This window comes from Sphingomonas lutea (assembly GCF_014396785.1).
Lineage (GTDB): Bacteria > Pseudomonadota > Alphaproteobacteria > Sphingomonadales > Sphingomonadaceae > Sphingomicrobium > Sphingomicrobium luteum.
The window spans coordinates 720,299-739,923 of the sequence record NZ_CP060718.1 but is presented as its reverse complement, the minus strand read 5'-3'; the positions used below and the strand labels follow the sequence as shown (position 1 = coordinate 739,923).

At 65.6% G+C, this 19,625-nt stretch carries 21 protein-coding genes; 2 read left to right on the top strand and 19 right to left on the bottom strand.

The window, feature by feature from the left end; all coding sequences use genetic code 11:
* Positions 1-43: 43 nt before the first annotated feature.
* A complete protein-coding gene (locus H9L13_RS03885; RefSeq protein ID WP_187539206.1) occupies positions 44-844 on the bottom strand; it encodes a DUF1206 domain-containing protein in 801 nt (266 codons plus the stop codon).
* 120 nt (positions 845-964) lie between these two features.
* On the opposite strand from H9L13_RS03885, the gene H9L13_RS03880 reads away from it, so the two are divergent.
* Entirely contained in the window at positions 965-2,734 is a 1,770-nt protein-coding gene (locus H9L13_RS03880; RefSeq protein WP_187539204.1) for a DUF885 domain-containing protein, read from the top strand.
* 8 nt (positions 2,735-2,742) lie between these two features.
* On the opposite strand, the gene H9L13_RS03875 is transcribed toward H9L13_RS03880, so the two are convergent.
* From H9L13_RS03875 to H9L13_RS03830, 10 genes are read right to left on the bottom strand one after another with little or no spacing between them, the layout of a single operon-like run.
* Positions 2,743-3,144 (bottom strand): hypothetical protein, encoded by a 402-nt coding sequence (locus tag H9L13_RS03875; RefSeq protein ID WP_187539202.1) that lies wholly within the window; start codon positions 3,142-3,144, stop codon positions 2,743-2,745.
* Positions 3,145-3,197: 53 nt separating this feature from the next.
* Positions 3,198-3,689 (bottom strand): demethoxyubiquinone hydroxylase family protein, encoded by a 492-nt coding sequence (locus H9L13_RS03870; protein WP_187540120.1) that lies wholly within the window; start codon positions 3,687-3,689, stop codon positions 3,198-3,200.
* A gap of 38 nt (positions 3,690-3,727) precedes the next feature.
* The gene (locus H9L13_RS03865) at positions 3,728-4,240 is read right to left on the bottom strand and encodes a disulfide bond formation protein B (RefSeq protein WP_187539200.1); all 513 of its coding nucleotides are present in this window, start codon (positions 4,238-4,240) and stop codon (positions 3,728-3,730) included.
* Positions 4,241-4,248: 8 nt separating this feature from the next.
* Entirely contained in the window at positions 4,249-5,592 is a 1,344-nt protein-coding gene (locus tag H9L13_RS03860) for a S41 family peptidase (protein WP_187540118.1), read from the bottom strand.
* A 41-nt stretch (positions 5,593-5,633) separates the two neighbouring features.
* Positions 5,634-5,906: a peptidoglycan DD-metalloendopeptidase family protein gene (locus H9L13_RS03855; protein WP_187539198.1), complete on the bottom strand. Its 273-nt coding sequence runs from the start codon at positions 5,904-5,906 to the stop codon at positions 5,634-5,636.
* 26 nt (positions 5,907-5,932) lie between these two features.
* Positions 5,933-6,814 carry a hypothetical protein gene (locus H9L13_RS03850; protein ID WP_187539196.1) on the bottom strand — a complete coding sequence of 294 codons (882 nt, stop codon included), beginning with the start codon at positions 6,812-6,814 and terminating at the stop codon, positions 5,933-5,935.
* 3 nt (positions 6,815-6,817) lie between these two features.
* Entirely contained in the window at positions 6,818-7,240 is a 423-nt protein-coding gene (locus H9L13_RS03845; protein ID WP_187539194.1) for a 23S rRNA (pseudouridine(1915)-N(3))-methyltransferase RlmH, read from the bottom strand.
* 3 nt (positions 7,241-7,243) lie between these two features.
* Positions 7,244-8,083 carry a serine hydrolase gene (locus H9L13_RS03840; RefSeq protein ID WP_187539192.1) on the bottom strand — a complete coding sequence of 280 codons (840 nt, stop codon included), beginning with the start codon at positions 8,081-8,083 and terminating at the stop codon, positions 7,244-7,246.
* Between the two features lie 5 nt (positions 8,084-8,088).
* Positions 8,089-8,493, bottom strand: coding sequence for a ribosome silencing factor (gene rsfS, locus H9L13_RS03835; protein ID WP_408022123.1), 405 nt, complete (start codon positions 8,491-8,493; stop codon positions 8,089-8,091).
* On the bottom strand, positions 8,474-9,136 hold the full coding sequence (locus tag H9L13_RS03830; protein ID WP_187540115.1) for a nicotinate-nucleotide adenylyltransferase: 663 nt from the start codon (positions 9,134-9,136) through the stop codon (positions 8,474-8,476). Before H9L13_RS03830 ends, rsfS begins: the two co-directional genes overlap by 20 nt.
* A gap of 57 nt (positions 9,137-9,193) precedes the next feature.
* Here H9L13_RS03830 and H9L13_RS03825 point away from each other — a divergent pair, with 57 nt between their 5' ends.
* Complete coding sequence (locus H9L13_RS03825) at positions 9,194-10,240, top strand: DUF3667 domain-containing protein (protein WP_187539188.1); 1,047 nt, start codon at positions 9,194-9,196, stop codon at positions 10,238-10,240.
* Between the two features lie 6 nt (positions 10,241-10,246).
* Here the strand turns inward: H9L13_RS03825 and H9L13_RS03820 are convergent, their stop codons facing one another.
* The 8 genes from H9L13_RS03820 to H9L13_RS03785 form a co-directional block, all read right to left on the bottom strand.
* A complete protein-coding gene (locus H9L13_RS03820) occupies positions 10,247-10,615 on the bottom strand; it encodes a hypothetical protein (protein WP_187539182.1) in 369 nt (122 codons plus the stop codon).
* Between the two features lie 69 nt (positions 10,616-10,684).
* On the bottom strand, positions 10,685-12,637 hold the full coding sequence (gene ftsH, locus H9L13_RS03815; RefSeq protein ID WP_187539180.1) for an ATP-dependent zinc metalloprotease FtsH: 1,953 nt from the start codon (positions 12,635-12,637) through the stop codon (positions 10,685-10,687).
* A gap of 109 nt (positions 12,638-12,746) precedes the next feature.
* Positions 12,747-12,989: a hypothetical protein gene (locus H9L13_RS03810; protein WP_187539178.1), complete on the bottom strand. Its 243-nt coding sequence runs from the start codon at positions 12,987-12,989 to the stop codon at positions 12,747-12,749.
* 57 nt (positions 12,990-13,046) lie between these two features.
* Entirely contained in the window at positions 13,047-14,030 is a 984-nt protein-coding gene (gene tilS, locus H9L13_RS03805) for a tRNA lysidine(34) synthetase TilS (RefSeq protein ID WP_187539176.1), read from the bottom strand.
* Positions 14,031-14,047: 17 nt separating this feature from the next.
* Positions 14,048-14,983: a tetratricopeptide repeat protein gene (locus tag H9L13_RS03800; protein ID WP_187539174.1), complete on the bottom strand. Its 936-nt coding sequence runs from the start codon at positions 14,981-14,983 to the stop codon at positions 14,048-14,050.
* 69 nt (positions 14,984-15,052) lie between these two features.
* Entirely contained in the window at positions 15,053-15,841 is a 789-nt protein-coding gene (locus H9L13_RS03795; protein WP_187539172.1) for a helix-turn-helix domain-containing protein, read from the bottom strand.
* Between the two features lie 63 nt (positions 15,842-15,904).
* Complete coding sequence (gene ptsP, locus H9L13_RS03790) at positions 15,905-18,172, bottom strand: phosphoenolpyruvate--protein phosphotransferase (RefSeq protein ID WP_187539170.1); 2,268 nt, start codon at positions 18,170-18,172, stop codon at positions 15,905-15,907.
* A gap of 221 nt (positions 18,173-18,393) precedes the next feature.
* The gene (locus H9L13_RS03785) at positions 18,394-19,506 is read right to left on the bottom strand and encodes a helix-turn-helix transcriptional regulator (RefSeq protein WP_187539168.1); all 1,113 of its coding nucleotides are present in this window, start codon (positions 19,504-19,506) and stop codon (positions 18,394-18,396) included.
* Positions 19,507-19,625: the final 119 nt, after the last annotated feature.

Below are 19,625 nucleotides of genomic sequence, written 5' to 3'. Positions count from 1 at the left end.
CGTTTCTCCTGTCCATACAGAAGTTTAGCCGTAGTCGCGTCTGTCAGAGCGGAAGCTTGGAACGTGCCTCACGGGCAAGCCCGTCGACGGGAACCGAGTGGATCACGCGATAGCGCGCTTCCACCAGGCTGAAGACGCCGAACATGAGCAAACCGATCGCGACGATGACGTCCCACGGGTTGGTCAGCCACGCCAGCGCTTGCTCCATGCCGCCGGCCTCACCCGACTGCTCCTTGATGCCCGCCTTGAGCACGAAATAGCCGCTGATCAGGAACACCACGCCGCGGGCGGAATAGCCGACGCGGCCGAGAATCTTGACCCATTCACGATTGGCAATCCCGGGTTCGAGCTTTTCGCAGAAGCTGGTCTTGTACGCCTTGTAGAGCTGGAACGCGCCCGCGCCCATGAGGACGAGGCCGGCGATGACGAGCATCAGCTGCCCGCCCGGAAGTTGCAGGGCGGTCTGCGCGTTTTCCTGTGCGCCGTTGCCGCCGCTGCCGCCGCCGGATCCCTGGACCAGCTTCACGGCCTGCCACGCCAGCAGCAAGTGGACGATCCCGCTGCCCGCGGCGCCGAGGCGCTGGCGCAGGCCCTTGGCATTGTCTTCGTGCTGCTCGACGTTCAGCGCCGCATCGGACAAACGCCAGATGCCGTAGGCGATGAAGCCCGCCGCCATCAGCGCCAGCAGCCACTTGCCCGCGCCGTCGGCAAGATAGCCCATCGCGCCGCTCGGGTCCTCGGTCCGGCCTGACTGGAGGACGAGAACGGCGATTACGATGTAGAGCAGTCCGCGCGCGGCAAAGCCTACGCGTGTCAACGTCGTCAGCCGCGCACTTGCGTCCATTCTCGCCTCCTGTTTCGCGCACCGAACGGATGGGACGGACCGCCGTTCCGTTGCTGCAACGTCCGATAATGCTTGCCGCGCCGCGAGGTGCCGTTAGCCTGCCCGCCAAAGGGGACACGTATGCGCAACCGACTGCTCGCCACCGCCGCAATCGCCGTCACGATGGTGGTGGTAACCACGCCCGCCACCGCCGGCCCGCCTGAAGACTTCAAGGCGCTGACCGACGAATATTGGGCTTATTTCCTGAAGCAGGCGCCGGTCTATGCGTCGATGCTCGGCGTTCGCGATTATGACGATCAGCTGGGCGACATCAGCCTTGCCGCGCAAGACCGCGCGGCGGGCGAATATGCGAAATACCTGGCTCGCCTCAACGCCATTCCGGATAGCGGGCTGAGCCCCGCCGACCGAGTCAACAAGTCGATCTTCAAGCGCTCGCTTGAAGAGGCCATCGAAGGCAATCGATTCGGCCAGCGGATGATGCTGTTTTCGAACCGCGACGGCTGGCACCAGCAGATTGCGGGTTTGGGCGACTTGATCCCGATGCGCACCAAGGCGGACTTCGACAATTATCTGAAGCGGCTCGCGCAATATCCGGCGATGAACGACGAGGCGCTGAAGATCAGCGCCCAGGCACTTAACGAAGGCTATGTCCTGCCCTGCGCGGCGATGGAGGGATTTGAAACGACCATCACCGGGGTGATCCCGGCGGATGCGACCAAGTCGCGCCTCTACGCGCCGTTCGCCGCCGCCACGCCGCCGGCCGGGATCAGCGCCGGCGACTGGTCCGCGCTGCAGGCACGGGCGCGCACCCTAATCGACGGACAGTTGCGTCCCGCCTACGCCAGACACGCCGACTGGTACCGGACGAGCTATGCGCCGAAATGCGCCAAGTCGATTGCCATCACCGACCTGCCGAACGGCAAGGCGTTCTACAATTACCGCATCCGCCAGATGACGACGACGACCAAGACGGCGGACGAGATCCACGCGCTCGGCCTGTCGGAGGTCAAGCGCATCCGCGCCGAGATGGAGCAGGTGGCGAAGAAGGCCGGCTACCCCAGCCGAGAAGCGATGATCGCCGACCTTCGAACCAATCCCAAATATTACGCCAAGACGCCCGAGGAGCTGATGCAGGCGACGGCGCGCGAACTGAAGAAGATCGACGGCAAGATGCCGAGCCTGTTCACGGTCCTGCCGCGCCTGCCCTACGGCATCCGCGAAATTCCGGCCGAAACCGCCGAGGGGACGACCACGGCTTATTACAATCTCGGCTCCCCCGAGAATGGCGTTGCGGGCACCTATTACGTCAACACGTCGAAGCTCGATCAGCGGCCATTGTGGGAAATCCCCGCGCTGTCGGTGCACGAAGCGGTGCCCGGGCATCATCACCAGATCGCGCTCCAGCAGGAGATGGCGATGCCCAATTGGCGCAAGTACGGCACCTTCTTCACTGCCTTCAGCGAAGGCTGGGGGCTCTATTCGGAGCGGCTGGGGATCGAGATGGGGCTGTACGATACGCCGGCCAAGGACATGGGGCGCCTCAGCTATGAGATGTGGCGGGCAACGCGGCTGGTGGTCGATACCGGCATGCACGCCAAGGGCTGGTCGAAGGAACGCGCCATCGCCTACATGACCGACAACAGCGCCCTATCGGCCGCCAATATCGAGGCCGAGGTCAACCGCTACATCGCCAACCCGGGTCAGGCCCTTGCCTACAAGCTCGGCGAGCTCAAGATTCGCGAGCTGCGTGCCCGGTCCGAGAAAGCGCTGGGGAGCAAGTTCGACTTGCGCCGCTTCCACGACGCCGTCCTTGGCCAGGGCGCGGTGCCGCTGGATACGCTCGACGCGCAGATGAACGCCTGGATCGAAAGCGAAAGAGCGCGGACGTAAGTCGCGCCTTATTGCTCGGGCGCGGTGTCTTCGGCGGTGATGTCCTGCGACTGCTTTCGCGCGGTCTGAATTTCCTGCGTCAGGCAGCCGGTGTGGCCGCCCGGGCCGACCGCCGAACAGCTGCCGGTGCCGGTCGAGCCGACATTCATCATCTGCCGCGACTTCATCGTCCACGACTGACGCTGCTGGAATGTGCCGCCCGGCCGCATATTCTCGGGAATGCGATAGCGCATGCTTTCTGGCAGGCGACGACAAACCACGATCTCGTCATCCGTCGCGCGGGGACAGGGGTCGGTGCCGTACACGATGATCTCACCCACCGTCTGTTGCGCTTCGGCGGTGGGCGCGAGGGCTGTGAAGCCTGCCACAACGGCAACGGCGAAGGCCGGGACCACAAGCTGCTTTGCCATGTTCAACGCCATCCTTTCGACTACTTAAGCGGGCGAGTGCCGCTTGTGGTTCCTCAAGTCCGCTTGGACAGCGCGATGGCTGCCCTGCATCCGGCACGGATCGCCGCCGTCAAGAGCGGGTAGCCCACGGCCCCCGCCGCACCGGCCTCTCGCGCCGTATCGCGATGTTCAAGCTCCTCGGCGCGAAACTCCGCAATGTCCGCGGCAAGCTCGGGGTCGCTGTCGCCAATCGCGTCGAGCTGCGCGCCATAATGCCGGTCGATTTCCGTTTCGACTGCATCGGTGCAGGCGAGCGCCGCCTTTTCCGACATCAGCGCGGTGGCCGCGCCCAAGGCAAAGCCGGCAACGTTCCATAACGGCTGCAGCGCAGTCGGTCGGATGCGGCGCTCTGCCATCAACTGATTGAATCGCTTGAGGTGGCGTTCTTCCTGCGCCGCCATGCGCGCGATCAAGCGCGATTCCGGGCAATTGGGGCGAAGCACGGCAAGCTGCCCCGCATAGATCCGAGTGGCGCCATATTCGCCGGCCTGGTCGACGCGCACCATCGACGCCGTATCGGCGCGCGGATCGCCTGGACGCCAGGTCACGGGCGCGCCCCGCGGCGGGTCAGCAGCAGGATGGTCAACGCGCCGCCAAGCGACAGGATCGCGTTCCATCCGGCCATCGAGATGCCGAGAAAGGCCCATTGTACCTGGTCGCAGCGAACGATCGGGGCCTGGGTGATCTGTCGCAGGAGATCGGCATCGCTGCCCCCGCCGCCGGTGACCGAACAGGTCGTGACCCCTTCGAAGATCCCGGCTTCGACGCCCGCATGATAGACGCCAATCGCGCCGGAAACTGCAATTGCTGCCGCTGCCGCCAGGGTCAGCGCCGACGCCCGGCGGCTGCCCGCGGATGCGGTGAACGCCAGAGCCGCAAGCGCGATCGCCGCGGCATGGGGCCAGCGCTGCCAGTAACACATTTCGCACGGGTTGAGCCCGCCGAAATATTGCGAGCCGAGCGCGCCACCAAGCAGCCCCAGCGGCAGCAAGAGCGCGATCAGCCGGGCGATGCTCGCCGCCCCGAGGGACGATGCGCCGCGGGGCATTGCGGCCATGGCCTCGCTCATTGAGCCGCGCGAGTCTTCTTCGGGCTGGCGGCGGCGATCGCCACCGGATTGGCAAGCCGCTTCAGCGTCTTTATCGCATAGTCGAGCTGGAAGTCCTTGACGCCCTTCTTCTCAAGCTGCGCGGCGGTCATCGCGAAGCGCGGATCGGTCAAATCGTCCTTCTCCAGGATCGCGTCTTCGACCTTGGCCTGCGCAACGAGGTGGCGGCGAAGGTCGGCTTCACGAATGCGCGGGCGATCCTTGTAATCCGGGTCCGACAGCTGCGGGACCTTGATGTCCGGGTCGATCCCGCCGGCCTGCACCGAGCGGCCCGACGGCGTGTAGTAACGCGCCGTGGTGAGACGCAGCGCGGCCTGCGGTCCCGTTTGCACAACGGTCTGGACCGAGCCCTTGCCGAAGCTCTTTTCGCCCATCACCAAGGCACGGCGGTGGTCCTGCAGCGCGCCGGCGACGATTTCCGATGCCGAAGCGCTGCCCGCGTCGATCAAGACGATCACGGGAAGGCCGTGCGCCATGTCGCCGGGACGCGCGTAATAACGTTCGATATCGCCACGCTCGCGCCCGCGTTGCGAGACGATCTCCCCGCTTTCAAGGAAGGCGTCGGTGATATCCACCGCCTGGTCGAGCAACCCGCCCGGGTTGGAACGGAGGTCGATGATATAGCCCGTCGGTTTGCCGCCAGTCGCCTTGTCGATCGACAGCAGCGCCGACTTGGTGGCGTCCGCGACATTGCCCGAGAAGGTGTTGATGTTGATGATGCCGACGTTGTCCTTGATCTCCCACTTCACCGGGCGCAGCTCGATCCGCTCTCGCACCAACGCGATGTCGAAGGGCTTTTCGCGGCCCGGGCGGACGACCGTCAGCTTGATCCCCGTACCGGGCTGACCACGCATTTTGTCGACCGCTTCGTCGAGCGTCAGGCCGTACATCAGCTCGCCATTGATGTGGGTGATATAATCGCCCGACTTGACGCCTGCGCGCCACGCCGGCGTGTCTTCGGTCGGGGCGATGACCTTGATCGCCCCGTCCTCGGTCGAAACGGTAATGCCAAGCCCGCCGTAATTGCCGTCGGTGGTCGTGCGCAACGTGTCGAAATCCGATGCTTCGACGAAGCTGGAATGCGGATCGAGCGACGACAGCATGCCGTCGATCGCCCCCTTGATCAGGGTCTTGTCGTCCACGCGGTCAACATAGTTGGCCTTGACCCGCTCATAGACGCTCATGAACTTCTCGAGCTCCTGGTAATTGGCGGTATCCGCGGCAGCGAACGAGCTGGCGGTCACCGGGACCAGGGCGAGCGCGCCGACCAGTGCGAGCGGCGGGAGCAGTTTGCGGTTCATGGTCATCAGTTCGCGTCCTGTGTGACGAGATGGCGATTCATTTAGCTGTCTTTGCCCCTGTTTGACAGAGTTCGAGATGAACCTGCGATGAGAGCCGGGGAGCGATGCGTCCCATTGTGCAACAATTCGACGAGCAGCGGTCCCAGCGCTCGGCCGAGCGGCTGATCGCGGCGTACGCGGTCTCCGGCCCGCAGTTGCGTGGCGGCGTTGACCAGGACGCTTGTCCACCCGCCGCCATGGTCGAGGATGATCACGCCGTCATAGTCCCGAAAGGCGCCGGCGAAGCGCACGATCCCGCCGGCGGGGACGGTCACGCGATCACCCCGCTTCGTCGCGAACGTCAGTCCGCGCGAGCGGATGCCATTTTCGTCGACCGCGCCCAGCCCATCGACGACCGACGCCGATACGGGCAGCTGGTAGTCGAGGGGAGTGGGCGGTGCCGACATCTCGGGGCATCGGGACGGGCCGGTGCAGGCTGTTCCGACGCCAAGGTGGAAGCAAGCGCGGCTGACTGGCGCCCCGATTGGACTGCCGACCGGGCACGCTCGACCTCCTCCCCCAACGCCAGCACCGTATCGCCAGCGCCCAGCGCCTGGCCGCCCGCGGCAGTCGCACTTTCCAGCGCGCGCCGCTCGAGAGCAGCAAAATTCTGGCGGCGAGCCTGCAATTCCGCGCGGCTTCGGGTCATGGCCGCACGCGCCTGCCGTGCGGCGCGTTCGAGCGATTCGCCGCGGCGTATCTCTGCGGACAGCGCAGCCGTGCGCTTGCGGATTGCCGGCAAGGTCGAATCGAGGAGGACCCGCACTTCGACCAGCTCGTCGGTGCCGCCACGGTCGGCGACGGCGAGCAAGGGCGGCCGCTCGGCCATCACTGCCAGCCCGGCGAGCAGCGCGGCAACGGGTTCCTGTTCACGCTGCAGGCGCTGGCGGCGGGCCTCCATCGCGGCGGACATCATTTGCAGCTGCGTATCGGCCACAGTGATGCGCGCTTCGGCGGCAGCGATCTGTTGCGCTGCGGCAGCCCGCTCGGCGCGCAGGCGTGCTGCTTGGTCGCGCGCACTCTTCACCGCGCTCTCGAGGCGATCGGCGAGCGCGCTTGCAGCGGCTTGCTCGGACTGCGCGCGCCGCAATTGTGCCGTCAGTGGGTCCGCAGGCTGGCGCACGGGGGCGCTCGCCGCCGCAGCGAAGGTGGGAATGGCAATCAGCAACCAGGCGAAGCGCATGGCCTAACCTTCGCGGTGATACGGGTGGTTCGCAAGGATCGATGTGGCGCGGAACAACTGCTCGGCAAGCATCGCGCGGACCAGCAGATGCGGCCAGGTCGCGGGGCCGAAGGACAGCAAGAGGTCGGCGCCGCCGCGATCCTTGGCTTCGTGGCCGTCCGCAGCGCCGATCAAGAACCGCGCTTCGCGCTTCCCGCCATCGCGCCAGTGTTCGAGCTTTCGCGCCAATTGCATCGATGACAGCGCCTCGCCGCGCTCGTCGAGAAGGATGGTAACGGTACTGGCAGCGGGCGCGGGCGCGCTGCCGCCGCGATCGGGGAGTTCGGTCAGCTTCGTCGGCCAGGCAATGCGCTTGACGTAACGCTCGACGAGATCGGCCTCCGGTGAGCGGCCGATCTTGCCCCGCGCGACGATGTGCAGGAGCATTCGCTAGGGGTTGAGCGCGGGCCGCAGCGGCCAGGTCATGACCGATTTGAAGCCGTCGTAGATGGCGCGGGCCGACTGGGCCAGGGTACGCGGCCGGTCGACCCCGCCCCGGGCGAAGATCGCCACGGCAATGCGCCGTCCATCTGGAAGCGTAATGAACCCGACGTCGCTGGCGTAGCCGTTGAGCGTGCCGGTCTTATGTTCGACGGGCGTACCAAAGGGCAGCAGGCCGCGAATCCGGTTCTTGCCCGTCTTGCAACGGGCCATGACGTCGAGCAGGTAGTTGCGGCTTTCCGGCTTGATCAACTCGGCCTTGTAAAGCTTGCTCAGCAACTGGACCATGGCCATCGGCGTGCTCGAATCGCGGCGATCCCACAGGTCGCGCTTGGCGCGCAGCAATTGCGCGATGTTGCGGTCGACCCGCATGCCTTCCAACTTGTGCTGGCGAAGCCATTGATCGAGTGCGCTCGGCCCGCCCAGATCCTGAAGCAGCACGTCCGTCGCGTGATTGTCGCTGTAGATCATCATGCGATCGATCAAGTGGCGCGCCGACTGCTTGCCGATCATGTCATCGAGCGAGCGGCGGCCATGGTCGACTTGCGACAGGTAAAGCGCCGCGACTGCGACCTTCATCGTGCTGGCCATCGGGAACGGCGTATTTCCGCGGATGCTGACGCTTTCGCCATTGCTCAAGTCGAGCGCGGCAATCCCGACATCGCCCGAACCGCTGCGCGACAGATTATCAAGCTGCTGTTCCAGGTTGAACAGGCTCGGCGAAGAGGCCGCAGCCGCGGGCTGCGCGAGAAACGCCAATACCGCCAGAAATACAGCAATGAAGCGCATTTGCCCTACCCGCTTGCCGACGCACTTGCGTTGGAATCATCGCCAAAAGCCCACATTCGTTCCAAATTGTAAAAATTTCTCACTTCGGGACGGAAAATGTGAACAATGACGTCGTCGGCATCGATCAGCACCCAGTCTGCGGCTGGGAGCCCTTCGAGCCTCGGCGCCTTACCAAATCGCGCTTTGATCTTGTCGGAAAGCTTAACCGCCATCGATGCGACCTGCCGGGTCGACCGGCCCGACGCAATCACCATGTGGTCGGCGATGCTCGACTTGCCGGTCAGCGGGATGGAGACAACCTCCTGCGCCTGGTCGTCGTCGAGCGATTGCAGCACCAGGCGGTGAAGCTCCTCGACGTCCGCCAACGGCGGCGCGCGCGTTTCAGCTTGATCAGCGGGACGGTCGGTCAAGGGGTCTCCTGGGGGAAAGAGGCAGGCCGGCAAAATGCAGGTGCGTGTGGGCATTGCCCAGTCGGCGGTGCCAGTTCGGGTTCGACGCACGAATGGCGGTAGCGGAGGTCGGATCGGGCGGCAGGCGAAGGAAAGTAATCGCCGGTGCACTCCATTCCGTCCATCGCATCGCCTGGCGGGAAGGACGGACGAACCTTCGCAGCCAGCCCATCGCGCGTGCCGCGTGGGCAGCTGAATCATAACCGGGCCGGGAAATGACCGCAATCGGCACCATTCGGGCTAACCCCCTCCAATCGCGCCATTTGTGAAAATTTGGCAGCACATCGTTGCCCATAAGCCATATGAAGTCGTCGTCAGGGAAGCGCCGCCGAATGCGCCGCATCGTGTCGATGGTATAGCGCGTCCCCGCTTCACGCTCGAAATCGCTGACACGAATGCGCGCCCGCCTCGCCGCAGCGGACGCGGATCGCAGCCGGGCATCGATCGGCGCCATGTCCTTCGCGCCGGCCTTGAGGGGATTGCCGGGCGACACCAGCCACCACACTTCGTCGAGGCCAAGCGCACGCATGGCGCTGAAGCTGATCCGGCGATGCGCGCGGTGCGCCGGATTGAAGGAGCCGCCGAGGAGTCCGATGCGCGCCATCGCGGGCAAGCGCTAGCACGCGCCTTCGGCTCCGCCTAATATGGCGGCGGGGATGACATGGGCGAAATGGAAGGGCTTGGCGAAGCGGTGACCGGCGGGCTCCTCGCGCGCGCCGTCGAGCCGGGCGGGGGCGAAGCGCGCGACGACGGTCATACGCACGAGCGTAACTGCCTGAATTGCGGGACGCGGCTGACCGGTCCTTATTGCACGGCATGCGGGCAGAAGGCGCACGTCCACCGCTCGCTCCGCGCCTTCATGCAGGATTTTGCCGCCGGCCTGTTCAATTTCGAAGGCAAGTTCTGGCGAACCCTGCCGATGCTGGTGTGGCGGCCGGGCGAAATGACGCGGCGCTATATCGCGGGCGAACGCGCCCGGTTCATCTCGCCGATCGCGCTTTACCTGTTCACCGTGTTCGCGATGTTTGCGACGCTGAATTTCACCGGCGCACTCGATCCCGGCACGCGCGACGACTTCAAGCGCGAAATCCAGGCCGAGATCGCGGAGGAACAGCAGGCCTTGGCTAAGGCCGAAGCCGCGCGGCGAACCATCGCCGGGAAAGACCAGGACACGACCGCCATCGAGACGCGCATTGCCCAAATTCGTCAGGAGATCGCGGACAAGCAGGCAGAGGCGGATAGTGGGGGCCTGGTTGTCACCGACGGCGACGAGGAAGAGCAGATTCCGTCCTGGTTGCGCCCCTTGATCGACGGGACGCGTGAAAACCCCCAGCTGATGGCGCAGAAGATCCAGGATGCGGCGTCGAAATACAGCTGGCTTCTGATCCCGATCTCGGTGCCGTTCCTGTGGCTGCTGTTTCCGTTGCGGCGCCGGTACAAGATGTACGACCACACCGTGTTCGTCACCTATTCGCTATCGTTCATGATGATCCTGGTGGTGATCAGCGGGCTGCTGGTGTCCGCGGGCATGACCGCGCTAGCCAGCTTCCTGTTCTTCGTGCCGCCGATCCACATGTACCGCCACTTGAAGGGCGCTTACCAGCTCGGCCGGTGGAGCGCGCTGTTGCGAACCGCCGCCCTGGTCACCTTCGCCTGCATTTGCGCATCACTCTTCCTGGTCGCCTCGGTCGCGATCGGGACGATGTAGGCTGCGCTAGGCGCGGCAGGGAAAGCGGCGCACCATATAGGCCCGCATGGCGTCCTTGGTGCTGGTCTGCGCCCGCCGCGGCGCTGGGACGGCCTCCATCGCTTGAAGGACATCCTTGTCGGTCATCTTCACGCCCCCTGCGGGCGGGCAGAAGGCGCCGCGCTTGCCCGCCTGTTCGGCGGCCAAACGCTCGCTCCGGAGCGCCTGGCTGTCAGCCTTGATCTGATTCATCAGCAGCTTGATGTCGCCGGAGAAGAGAGCCAGCGGCCCCTTCTTGAGTGCTTCGGCCTTGGCCAGGAAATTGGACACGGGCATCGCCGCTGCCGGCGCTGCAGTGACGATCAAGATGGCGGCAATGGTCGGTCGAAAGATCATGAAGAAACAGCCCTCCCTGGACGCGCCAGAGAGGGCTGAAACGATGAACCGTCGTTGAATGACAGGTGGCTAGGCGCCCGCGGGCGCGGCGCCGCCGATGCCGGCCTTGGGCCGCTTCGCCTTCGGAATCGACGATCCGGCGGTCGGGATGGCGGGACCTTTCGCGCCGCCGCGATCAATCGTCTCGCCGGCCATCAGCTTCTTGATCTCTTCGCCGCTCAGCGTTTCATATTCGAGCAGCGCCTTCGCCAGCGTTTCCAGCTCTTCGCGATGTTCCTGCAAGAGCGACTTGGCGCGGTCGTAGCCCTGCTCGACGATGCGGCGGATCTCCTTGTCGATCGCCTGCGCGGTCTCGTTCGACATGTTCTTCTGGCGGTTCATGGAATAGCCCAGGAACACCTCTTCGTCGGCCTCGGCATATTGCAGGGGCCCAAGCGCATCGGACATGCCCCAGCGCGTCACCATGTCGCGGGCGAGGTTGGTGGCATAGCTGATATCGGAAGAGGCACCGGACGACACTTTCTCGTAACCGAAGATGATTTCCTCGGCGACGCGCCCGCCCATCGACACCGCGAGGTTCGCGTACATCTTGTCACGGTGATAGCTGTAATTGTCGCGCTCCGGCAGGCGCATGACCATGCCCAGCGCGCGGCCGCGCGGGATGATGGTCGCCTTGTGAATCGGGTCCGATGCCGGCTCGTGAAGCGCGACGATCGCGTGACCGGCCTCGTGATAGGCCGTCATGCGCTTTTCGTCTTCGGTCATGACCATCGACCGGCGCTCGCTGCCCATCAGCACCTTGTCCTTGGCCTCTTCGAACTCCTGCGCGGCGACGAGACGCTTGCCCTTACGCGCGGCAAGCAGGGCCGCTTCGTTGACCAAGTTCGCGAGGTCTGCGCCGGAAAAGCCCGGCGTGCCCCGCGCGATGACCCGAGCATCGACGTCCGGAGCAAGCGGAACCTTCTTCATGTGCACGCCAAGGATTTGTTCACGGCCGTCAATGTCGGGACGCGGCACAACGACCTGGCGGTCGAACCGGCCCGGACGCAGCAGCGCCGGGTCGAGCACGTCGGGACGGTTGGTCGCGGCGATGATGATGATGCCTTCGTTGGCTTCGAAGCCGTCCATTTCGACCAGCAGCTGGTTGAGCGTCTGTTCGCGCTCGTCATTGCCATTGCCAAGGCCTGCGCCGCGGTGGCGGCCTACCGCGTCGATTTCGTCAATGAAGACGATGCACGGCGCGCTTTTCTTGGCCTGGTCGAACATGTCGCGCACGCGGCTGGCGCCGACGCCGACGAACATCTCGACGAAGTCCGAGCCCGAAATGGTGAAGAAGGGCACGCCCGCCTCCCCCGCGATGGCGCGGGCGAGCAGGGTCTTGCCGGTGCCGGGCGAGCCGACCAGCAGCGCCCCCTTGGGAATCTTGCCGCCGAGCCGGGCGAAGCGGCCCGGATCCTTGAGGTATTCGACGATTTCCTGAAGCTCTTCGCGAGCCTCGTCGATGCCGGCCACATCGGCAAAGGTCACGCGGCCTTCCTTTTGCGTCAGCATCCGCGCGCGGCTCTTGCCGAAGCCCATTGCGCCCGAACCCGCATTCTTCTGCATCTGGCGCATGATGAAGAAACTGATGCCCAGGATGAGCAAGAAGGGCAGCGAATTGTAGAGCATGTAAAGCCAGATGCTCGAGCTTTCCTCGGCCTTGACCTGGACCGCGACGCCCTTGCCGATCAGCTTGTCGGCGACGTTGGACCCGGCGGGCGCGATCGTACGAAATTCCTCGCCGCCGTTGAGCTTGCCAGTGATCGCGGAATTGCCCGTCGTGCTGGTCGCCATGGTGACGGTCTGGACGTTGCCTTCATCCACTTGACGGACAAAATCGGAATAAGGGATGGGATTGCCGGTGGTCGAGCGCGAGCCGCCGTCGATCATCTGCACGAACAGGACCAGCGCAAACAGCACGCCGACCCAGATCAGCAGGCTCTTGGTCCAGGGGTTCCCGGGCTTCTTCTCTTTGTCGTTCATCGCTCTCTCATGCGGGCCGATCGCCCTTGCGCCTAAAGATAAGCGCGTCGCCCTCAATAACAATGCGGGCTTAGGGAGTCGTGAACGGCACACCCGCCGCGGGCAACCGTCAGGCGCTTTGCGCCTCCAGCCGGTCGCTCCATTCCAGCGCGGTGATGCGGTCGGCAGCGGCAACGAATTGCCGCGATTCATACTCGAACAAAGCGTCGCTCGCCTCCGCCGCCTTGAGCCGTTCGAGGAAGATTCCGGCAAGTTGCATGCGACGTTCGCGCGCGGCGGCGGTCACTGCCCGATTAGCGGCCGCCAACTCCTCACTCGCGCGACGGCGAAAATAACGTGCGTCCGGCTCCATTCGCTTCTCCTCCCCCGACGTTGAAGCGCAACTCCCTGCGAGTCGTTGAAGCGGAGTTTAACGCGAGTCCTCTCCGCGTCGAGTCCGATGCGGCGCCGAAACGAAGCGCCAAATGTCGCCCCCCTTGCAAAGGACGCCCCGAAGGGTGGCTTGGTCGCCGCGCGCAAGCGTATTGAGCAAGTGGTCAAGTTCGGCGCCACGCAGGCTCGAGCCACCTTCGCTCGCCAGGCGCCTCACGATCCTTTCGGTGACGCGCCGGCGAACTTCCTTTGGTGCATTGCCCGGGCGGTAGCTGAAACCGCCGTCGCTTTCGTCAACGTCGGCAGGCCAGGCGCGATCGACTGCCCATTCCAAAGCCCGGTCGGCGTCGGCCAAGTGTTGGGCGCTTGCCGCAATCGCCGCAGAGTCGAGCCAGTCCGCATCGGCAAGCGCCCCGCGCACCCGCACGCGTTCAAAGGTTTGATCGGCATTGCCCGGATCGATCGCGGGCGACAAACCGGCTTGGTTGCAAATCTCTTCAAGCTCATTTCGCCGCCATCCGATCAAGGGGCGAAGCAGGGGCAGATTTCCTCCAGGAATCGTCGCAGACGGCCGGATGCCGGCCAGTCCCCGCACCCCCGCGCCGCGCACGAGGCGCATCAGGAATGTTTCCGCCTGATCGTCGAGATGATGTGCTGCCAGGATGGCGTCGAGGCCGCGCTCTGCCCCCCACAGGCCGAGCAGCCGGTAGCGTTCGTGCCGCGCACGTTCCTGCAGCGCCGACTGCGGCGTCGTGTCCCACTGTGCGGTCAACACGCGGTGCGGAACGCCGAGTTCGGCGCACACAGTGGAAACCATCTTTGCTTCGCCCCGGCTTTCAGGGCGTAGAGCATGGTCGACGGTGGCGGCTTCGACCTGACCCGAACGCACGGAAGCGGCGAGGAGAAGCAGCGCGAGGCTGTCGGCCCCGCCCGACACGGCTATGCCGATCCGCGCAGCTTGCGGGCACAGCGCGTCCAGATCGCGCGTGAAGCGGGAAGCGATGTCAGGCGCGATCGGCATGTCGCGCCTTTAGCACGTCAGCTGCAGCTGGCGCTGGCCTTGGCCTCATCGACCTGCTTGCGCAGGTCGGCGCGCACCTTCGCACCATAAACGGCATCGAGTTCCTGATAGGCCTTGCACGCCTGGCCGGGCTGACCGAGCTTCATCAGCGACTGGCCGAGATAGAAGAGGCTGTCCGCCGCCCGTTCGCCGCGCGGATTGTTGCGATAATTTGACAGCAGGGCGTCCGCCGCCGCGCGGTGCTGCCCCTGGTCGAGCAAGGCCCGGCCGATGAGGTTGTTGGCATAGCTGACGCGGCGATGCCTGGGATAGGCCGCGGTGAACGCGCGCAACTCGCGGATGGCGGGGTCGAGCTTGCCCGCCTCCCACAGCTTGAATCCCGCCGTATAGGCTTCCTCGCCGGCGTCGGCCGTCGCGGCCGGAACCGCGGGGCCGCCCGTGGCCGGACTGGCCGCGCCAGTCGTCGAGGGCCGGGTCGCCGGCGGACGAGTTGCGGGCGGACGCGTGACGGCCGGGGTTGCCGCCGGGTCGACGACGGGGGCCGCTGCCGCCGCGGCTGCGGCATCGGCAATACGCTGCTCAAGGCCATTGATGCGCTGCTGTTGCTCATCCCGCGAGCGGGCGAGGTCGGCGGACATGGTGCGCAGCTGGTTACCGTTCTCCTCCGACAGGCGAAGGATGTCCGCCATCTGGCGTTCGAGCGATTCCAGCCGCTGGTTGAGCGTCGCGACGGACGATTGCGTGGCGGCGGGTTCATCCGCGAAGCCCGCGGTATCGGCGGGCCGTCCGCGCGGGAACACCTGGCGCTGGATCTGCTGCAGCTGCCGCTCGAGCCGGTCGATGCGCTGTTCGGGGGACGGCGGCAGCTGGCGCTGCGCCTGCGCTGCATGGATCGGAAGCAGCAAGGCGGCCGCGCTGACGGCAACGCCGGTGATCGAACGCAAGCTTTCCACGAAATTGCTTCCCCAGCCTGAAATGTGGCGCGACTCTGACGTGTCCCGCCTTAGCCCCGGATGAATCCCTTAGCCCGGGGTCGCCGTGGTCGCGGGCGACGGGCCGCGCATCAAATCGGCCGGAGCGAGGCTGACGTTCGATGCGACCCGGCCCGGCGGACCCACTTGCGGCGCCGGCTGCCCGCCGACCGTGATCTGCAGCGCTTCGGGCTTGCCCGCCTTGAGCAGCGGCGCAGTCGCCGTCGCCGGCACCTCGTATCTTTGTCCGGCGGCAAGCTCACCCGAAAACAGGGTGCGGCCATTGTCGGTGATCTGGATCCAGGCGGGCGCATTGGCGGTCAATACCACCGGACCCTGCGCGGCTTGCGGCTGCGCTGGCGAAGGCGCCGGAGCCGCGGGCGGCGCGGTGGCCGCGGCCACCGGCGCACTCGCCGCTGGATCTTCGCCCGCGGTCAGCGAACGCTCATTGAGCCAGCTCATCAGCAGCACGATTGCAATCACCGCGACGATCGCGCCCAGCACCAGCCACTTGGGCATGGTCCGCGCCGGATCGGCAGGTTCGAACACTTCGGCGGGGGCCATGGCCGGCGTTCGCTGCCCGCCCAGTTCGCCCCGCAAATCCTCGGCAATTTCGGCCCGGTCCAGGCCTACCGCGCTGGCATAGCTGCGCGCGAAGCCGATGGTGTAGGTGGGTGCCGGAAGCTGATCCCAGGCGCTTTGCTCGAGACTTTCGAGATGGCGGCGCGGAATGCGCGTTTGGCTGGCGATATCCTCAAGGCTGAGCTTCTTTTCCTCACGCGCGACGCGCAAGCGCTGCCCGACCGTCAAAGTCTCCGTCTCGACCGATTCTTCGTCCATCGCTTCGCCTTGAACCGCCTTCCAACCCTGTTTGAAGGCTGCGGCCCTCGTGTCAACCGCCCGTCAGCTAATCGTCACGGAATGCCGCCGCGCCCAATCCGCAAGTGCCTTGCGCATGTCCCGCGGCGGCTTGGCCAGCACGGCATCGAGCCGCGCACGCACTTCGGCGGTATCGATCGAGCGGACCATCGCCTTGATCGGGCCAACCGCCGCGGGTGTGATCGACACATTTTCCGCGCCGATGCCGATCAATGCCATCGCCTCCAGAGGCCGCCCCGCCATCTCCCCGCAGATCCGGACCGGCACGTTGGCAGCGCGCGCCGCATCCAGGACGCGTTTCAGGAAACGCAGGATCGCGGGACTGAGCCAGTCGTAGCGTTCGGCCAGGCGCGGGTCGGAGCGGTCGGCGGCGAAAAGGAACTGCGTGAGGTCGTTGGTGCCGATCGACAGGAAGTCGATCCGCGGCAGCAGCTGGTCGAGCATTTCCGCAAGGCTCGGCACTTCCAGCATCGCTCCATATTCGACGCGCTTGGGCAGCTTGCGATGACCCTGCCGCGCCCATTCCAATTGTTCTTCGAGCAGCGCGCGTGCTTCCTCATACTCCCAGGGTTCGGAGATCATCGGGAACATCACGCGCAGGACCTTGCCCGCGGATGCCTCGATCAACGCGCGCGCCTGCGCCTTCATCAAGGTCGAACGATCGAGCGACAGGCGCAGCGCACGCCACCCCATGGCCGGGTTTTCCGCCTCGTCGTGCACATCGGCGAGATACGGCAGCGCCTTGTCGCCGCCGATGTCGACCGTGCGGAAGATGACCGGCTTGTCGCCTGCCGCTTCGAGCACCTTGGTATAGAGGCGCAGCTGGCGGTCGCGGCCGGGAAGCGTGGCGGAAATGAGGAACTGGAATTCGGTCCGGAACAGGCCGATGCCGTCGGCGCCGCTCGCCGCCAGCGCCACCGCATCCTCGGCCAGGCCGGCGTTGACCATCACGCCGATCTCCACCCCATCCCGGGTCTTGGCGGGCAGGTTCCTGACCGCGGCGAATTCGGCCCGGCGCTTCTGGCTCAAGGCCATGCGATGTTCGAAGCCGGTCGTCAGCGCGCGATTGGGGCGGATGATGATGCTGCCATTGTCGCCGTCGACCAGGATCTGCTCGCCTTCCTGGACGCTGTGGCGGATGTCGGGCAGCCGCCCGATCACCGGCACGCCGATGGCGCGCGCAACGATGGTCATGTGGCTGGTCAGCGAACCTTCCTCGAGCAGGACGCCCTTTAAGCGGCGGCGATCATATTCGAGGATCTCCGCCGGCCCGAGGTTGCGGGCGATGAGCACGGTGTCGCGCGTCAGCCCGGTTTGCGCGGCCGTGCCCATCCGGCCCGAGACGATGCGCAGCAGGCGGTTGGACAGATCCTCGAGATCGTGCATCCGCTCCTGCAGCAGCGGATCGTCGATTTCGCGCATGCGGGCCCGGGTGCGCTGCTGAACGCGCTCGATCGCCGCTTCGGCGGTGAGGCCGCTGTCGATCGCCTCGTTGATGCGTCGCGACCAGCCTTCGTCGTAGGCGAACATGCGGTAGGTCTCGAGGATCTCCTGATGCTCGCCGGCGATCCCGAACTCCGCCTCGCGAGTCATATTGTCGATCTGCTCGCGCATCTTGCGGAACGCGCCGTAGACGCGCTCGCGCTCGGCCTCGGTGTCCTCGGCGACGGTATGTTCGACGACGACGCGCGGCTCGTGGAACACCGCTTCGCCCTTGGCCATGCCGGCGACCAATCGCAGGCCTGACAGGCGCAGCGGCCCGGCACTGCGCAAGCGGCCGCGGCGCGCGCCATCGACGAGGCGTGCACCGGCGATCATTTCCGACAGGACCATCGCCACGGTCTGCAGCGCTTCGATCTCGACCTCTTCGTAGCGGCGCGGATCGGCGTGCTGGACGGCAAGCACGCCGATCGGGCTTTCGAGCCGCACGATGGGGACGCCGGCAAAGCTGTGGTAGCGCTCCTCCCCCGTTTCCGGCCGATAGACGAAGCCGGGATGATCGGCCGCCTCGTCGAGGTTGAGGATGCGCCCTTCGGCGGCGATCGTGCCGACCAGGCCTTCGCCCATGCCCAGCCGCGTGACGTGCACTGCTTCCTTGCGCAGGCCATGAGTCGCGAACAGCTCGAGCTTATTGTCGCGCAGCAGGTAGATGGAGCACACTTCGCTCGCCATCTTGCCGGCGATGAGGTCGACCACCTGGTCGAGCTTGACCTGCGCCGAGCCGCGCTTGGCCATCACTTCGTGCAGGCCGGTGAGGATTTCCCGGGCAGCGGTGGAGGCGGTCAGGGGCATGGCATGCGCGCTAACAGAAAGGCCACTGCCTTCCAACGCGTGACGGCGCGCTTGACGGCGGTGTGTGCATCTGATTCAAGGGCATCTGCTGAGCGTAACGATGTGGGAGATGCCATGTCCTTCGCGTTCGGACTTCTCAATCGCCTGCAGCATCGGCTGCGCTACACCTTGTCGCCGTCCTATCGGCGCATCCGCAGCCGCATCGACGAGATTGCGGCGCGCTAGCGAAGGTCGTTGCCGACCGGCCGTCCGGCAGCGATCCGGCCGACAATCCGCACGACATCACCTTGGCGTCGCGCGTGCATCTTGGACAAGATATGCTTGACCTGCGTCCGCACCGTGCCCGGGGCCGAGCGCCGCCGCTCGCCGATTTCAGTGATCGTATCGCCCTCGGCCAGCCGGATGGCGATGTCAGCTTCCGCCGCCGATAGCCCAAACGCGTCCTGAAGATGGCGCGAAACCACTACCCCGTGCGCCGCGATCGCCGGCGCCTCGATCGTGACCAGCACCGCCGATGCGGACCGCTTGCCGACGATCGGGGTCATCGCGGCAGTGACGAACGTGCCATCGTTCCCGCGCAGCAGGCAGGACGACGCGCGGCGATCCGCAGGCGCGTGGGCGGCGGCGAGCGCCGCTTCGAACACCGACTGTCCCGCATCGCTTGCTGGCTCCAGCTTTCCGCCACGCAGGCGCAGATATTTGCGGCGCGCCAACAGGGTGTCGGCCTGGGCGTTGGCCATGACCAGCCGCGCATCGCCGCCGACCAGGAAGGCCGCCTGGCGCGGGGATTCGAAGATCGCGCTAAGCAAGTCATTGCGGTCGGCCAGATGCGACAGGCGCCCGCGGATCGTGAACATCCGCCGCAGATGATCGACATGCGCATTGAGTTCGGCGAGCGTTTCGGGGCTAAAATCGCTTTGCGTGCGGCCACGGTGAAGGCCGATCATGCCAAAGCCTTCGCTCGTGCGCATCACCGAGCCGCAGCAATAATAAGTGTCGTCGCCGATCGCCCGGATCCACTCATTGTAGAAAATGCTGCGCGCATATTCGTCGAGCGGGACGAGGCCGGACGTGTTCCATGCGCGGTTGACGAAACCTGCGCGCATGCCGGCGTCGGTCCACAAGTCGTGCGCGGCGAAGTTGAAAGCGTAATCCGCCATGTCCGCGTCGGAGAAATATCCCGAATGCCCGGCCACCCCCGCAGTCCCCGCCGAATCGCGCCAGTGGAGGGTGCAGCTGCGCGCTTCAAGCGCCGTCGAAATGATGGCCGGGAATTGCGCGAACAATTCATCGTCGATCGCGGCTTCGTAGATCAGGTCGGCGGTCAGCTTCACTTCGGTCCCCGCAACGCAACTCGGCAAACGCGCTTCGCGGGCCGGTAAATTGGTCACAGTTTAAGGCGAATTATTCCCGTACCTCAAGTGGGGTATGACTTGCCTGAATCCGTCCCCGA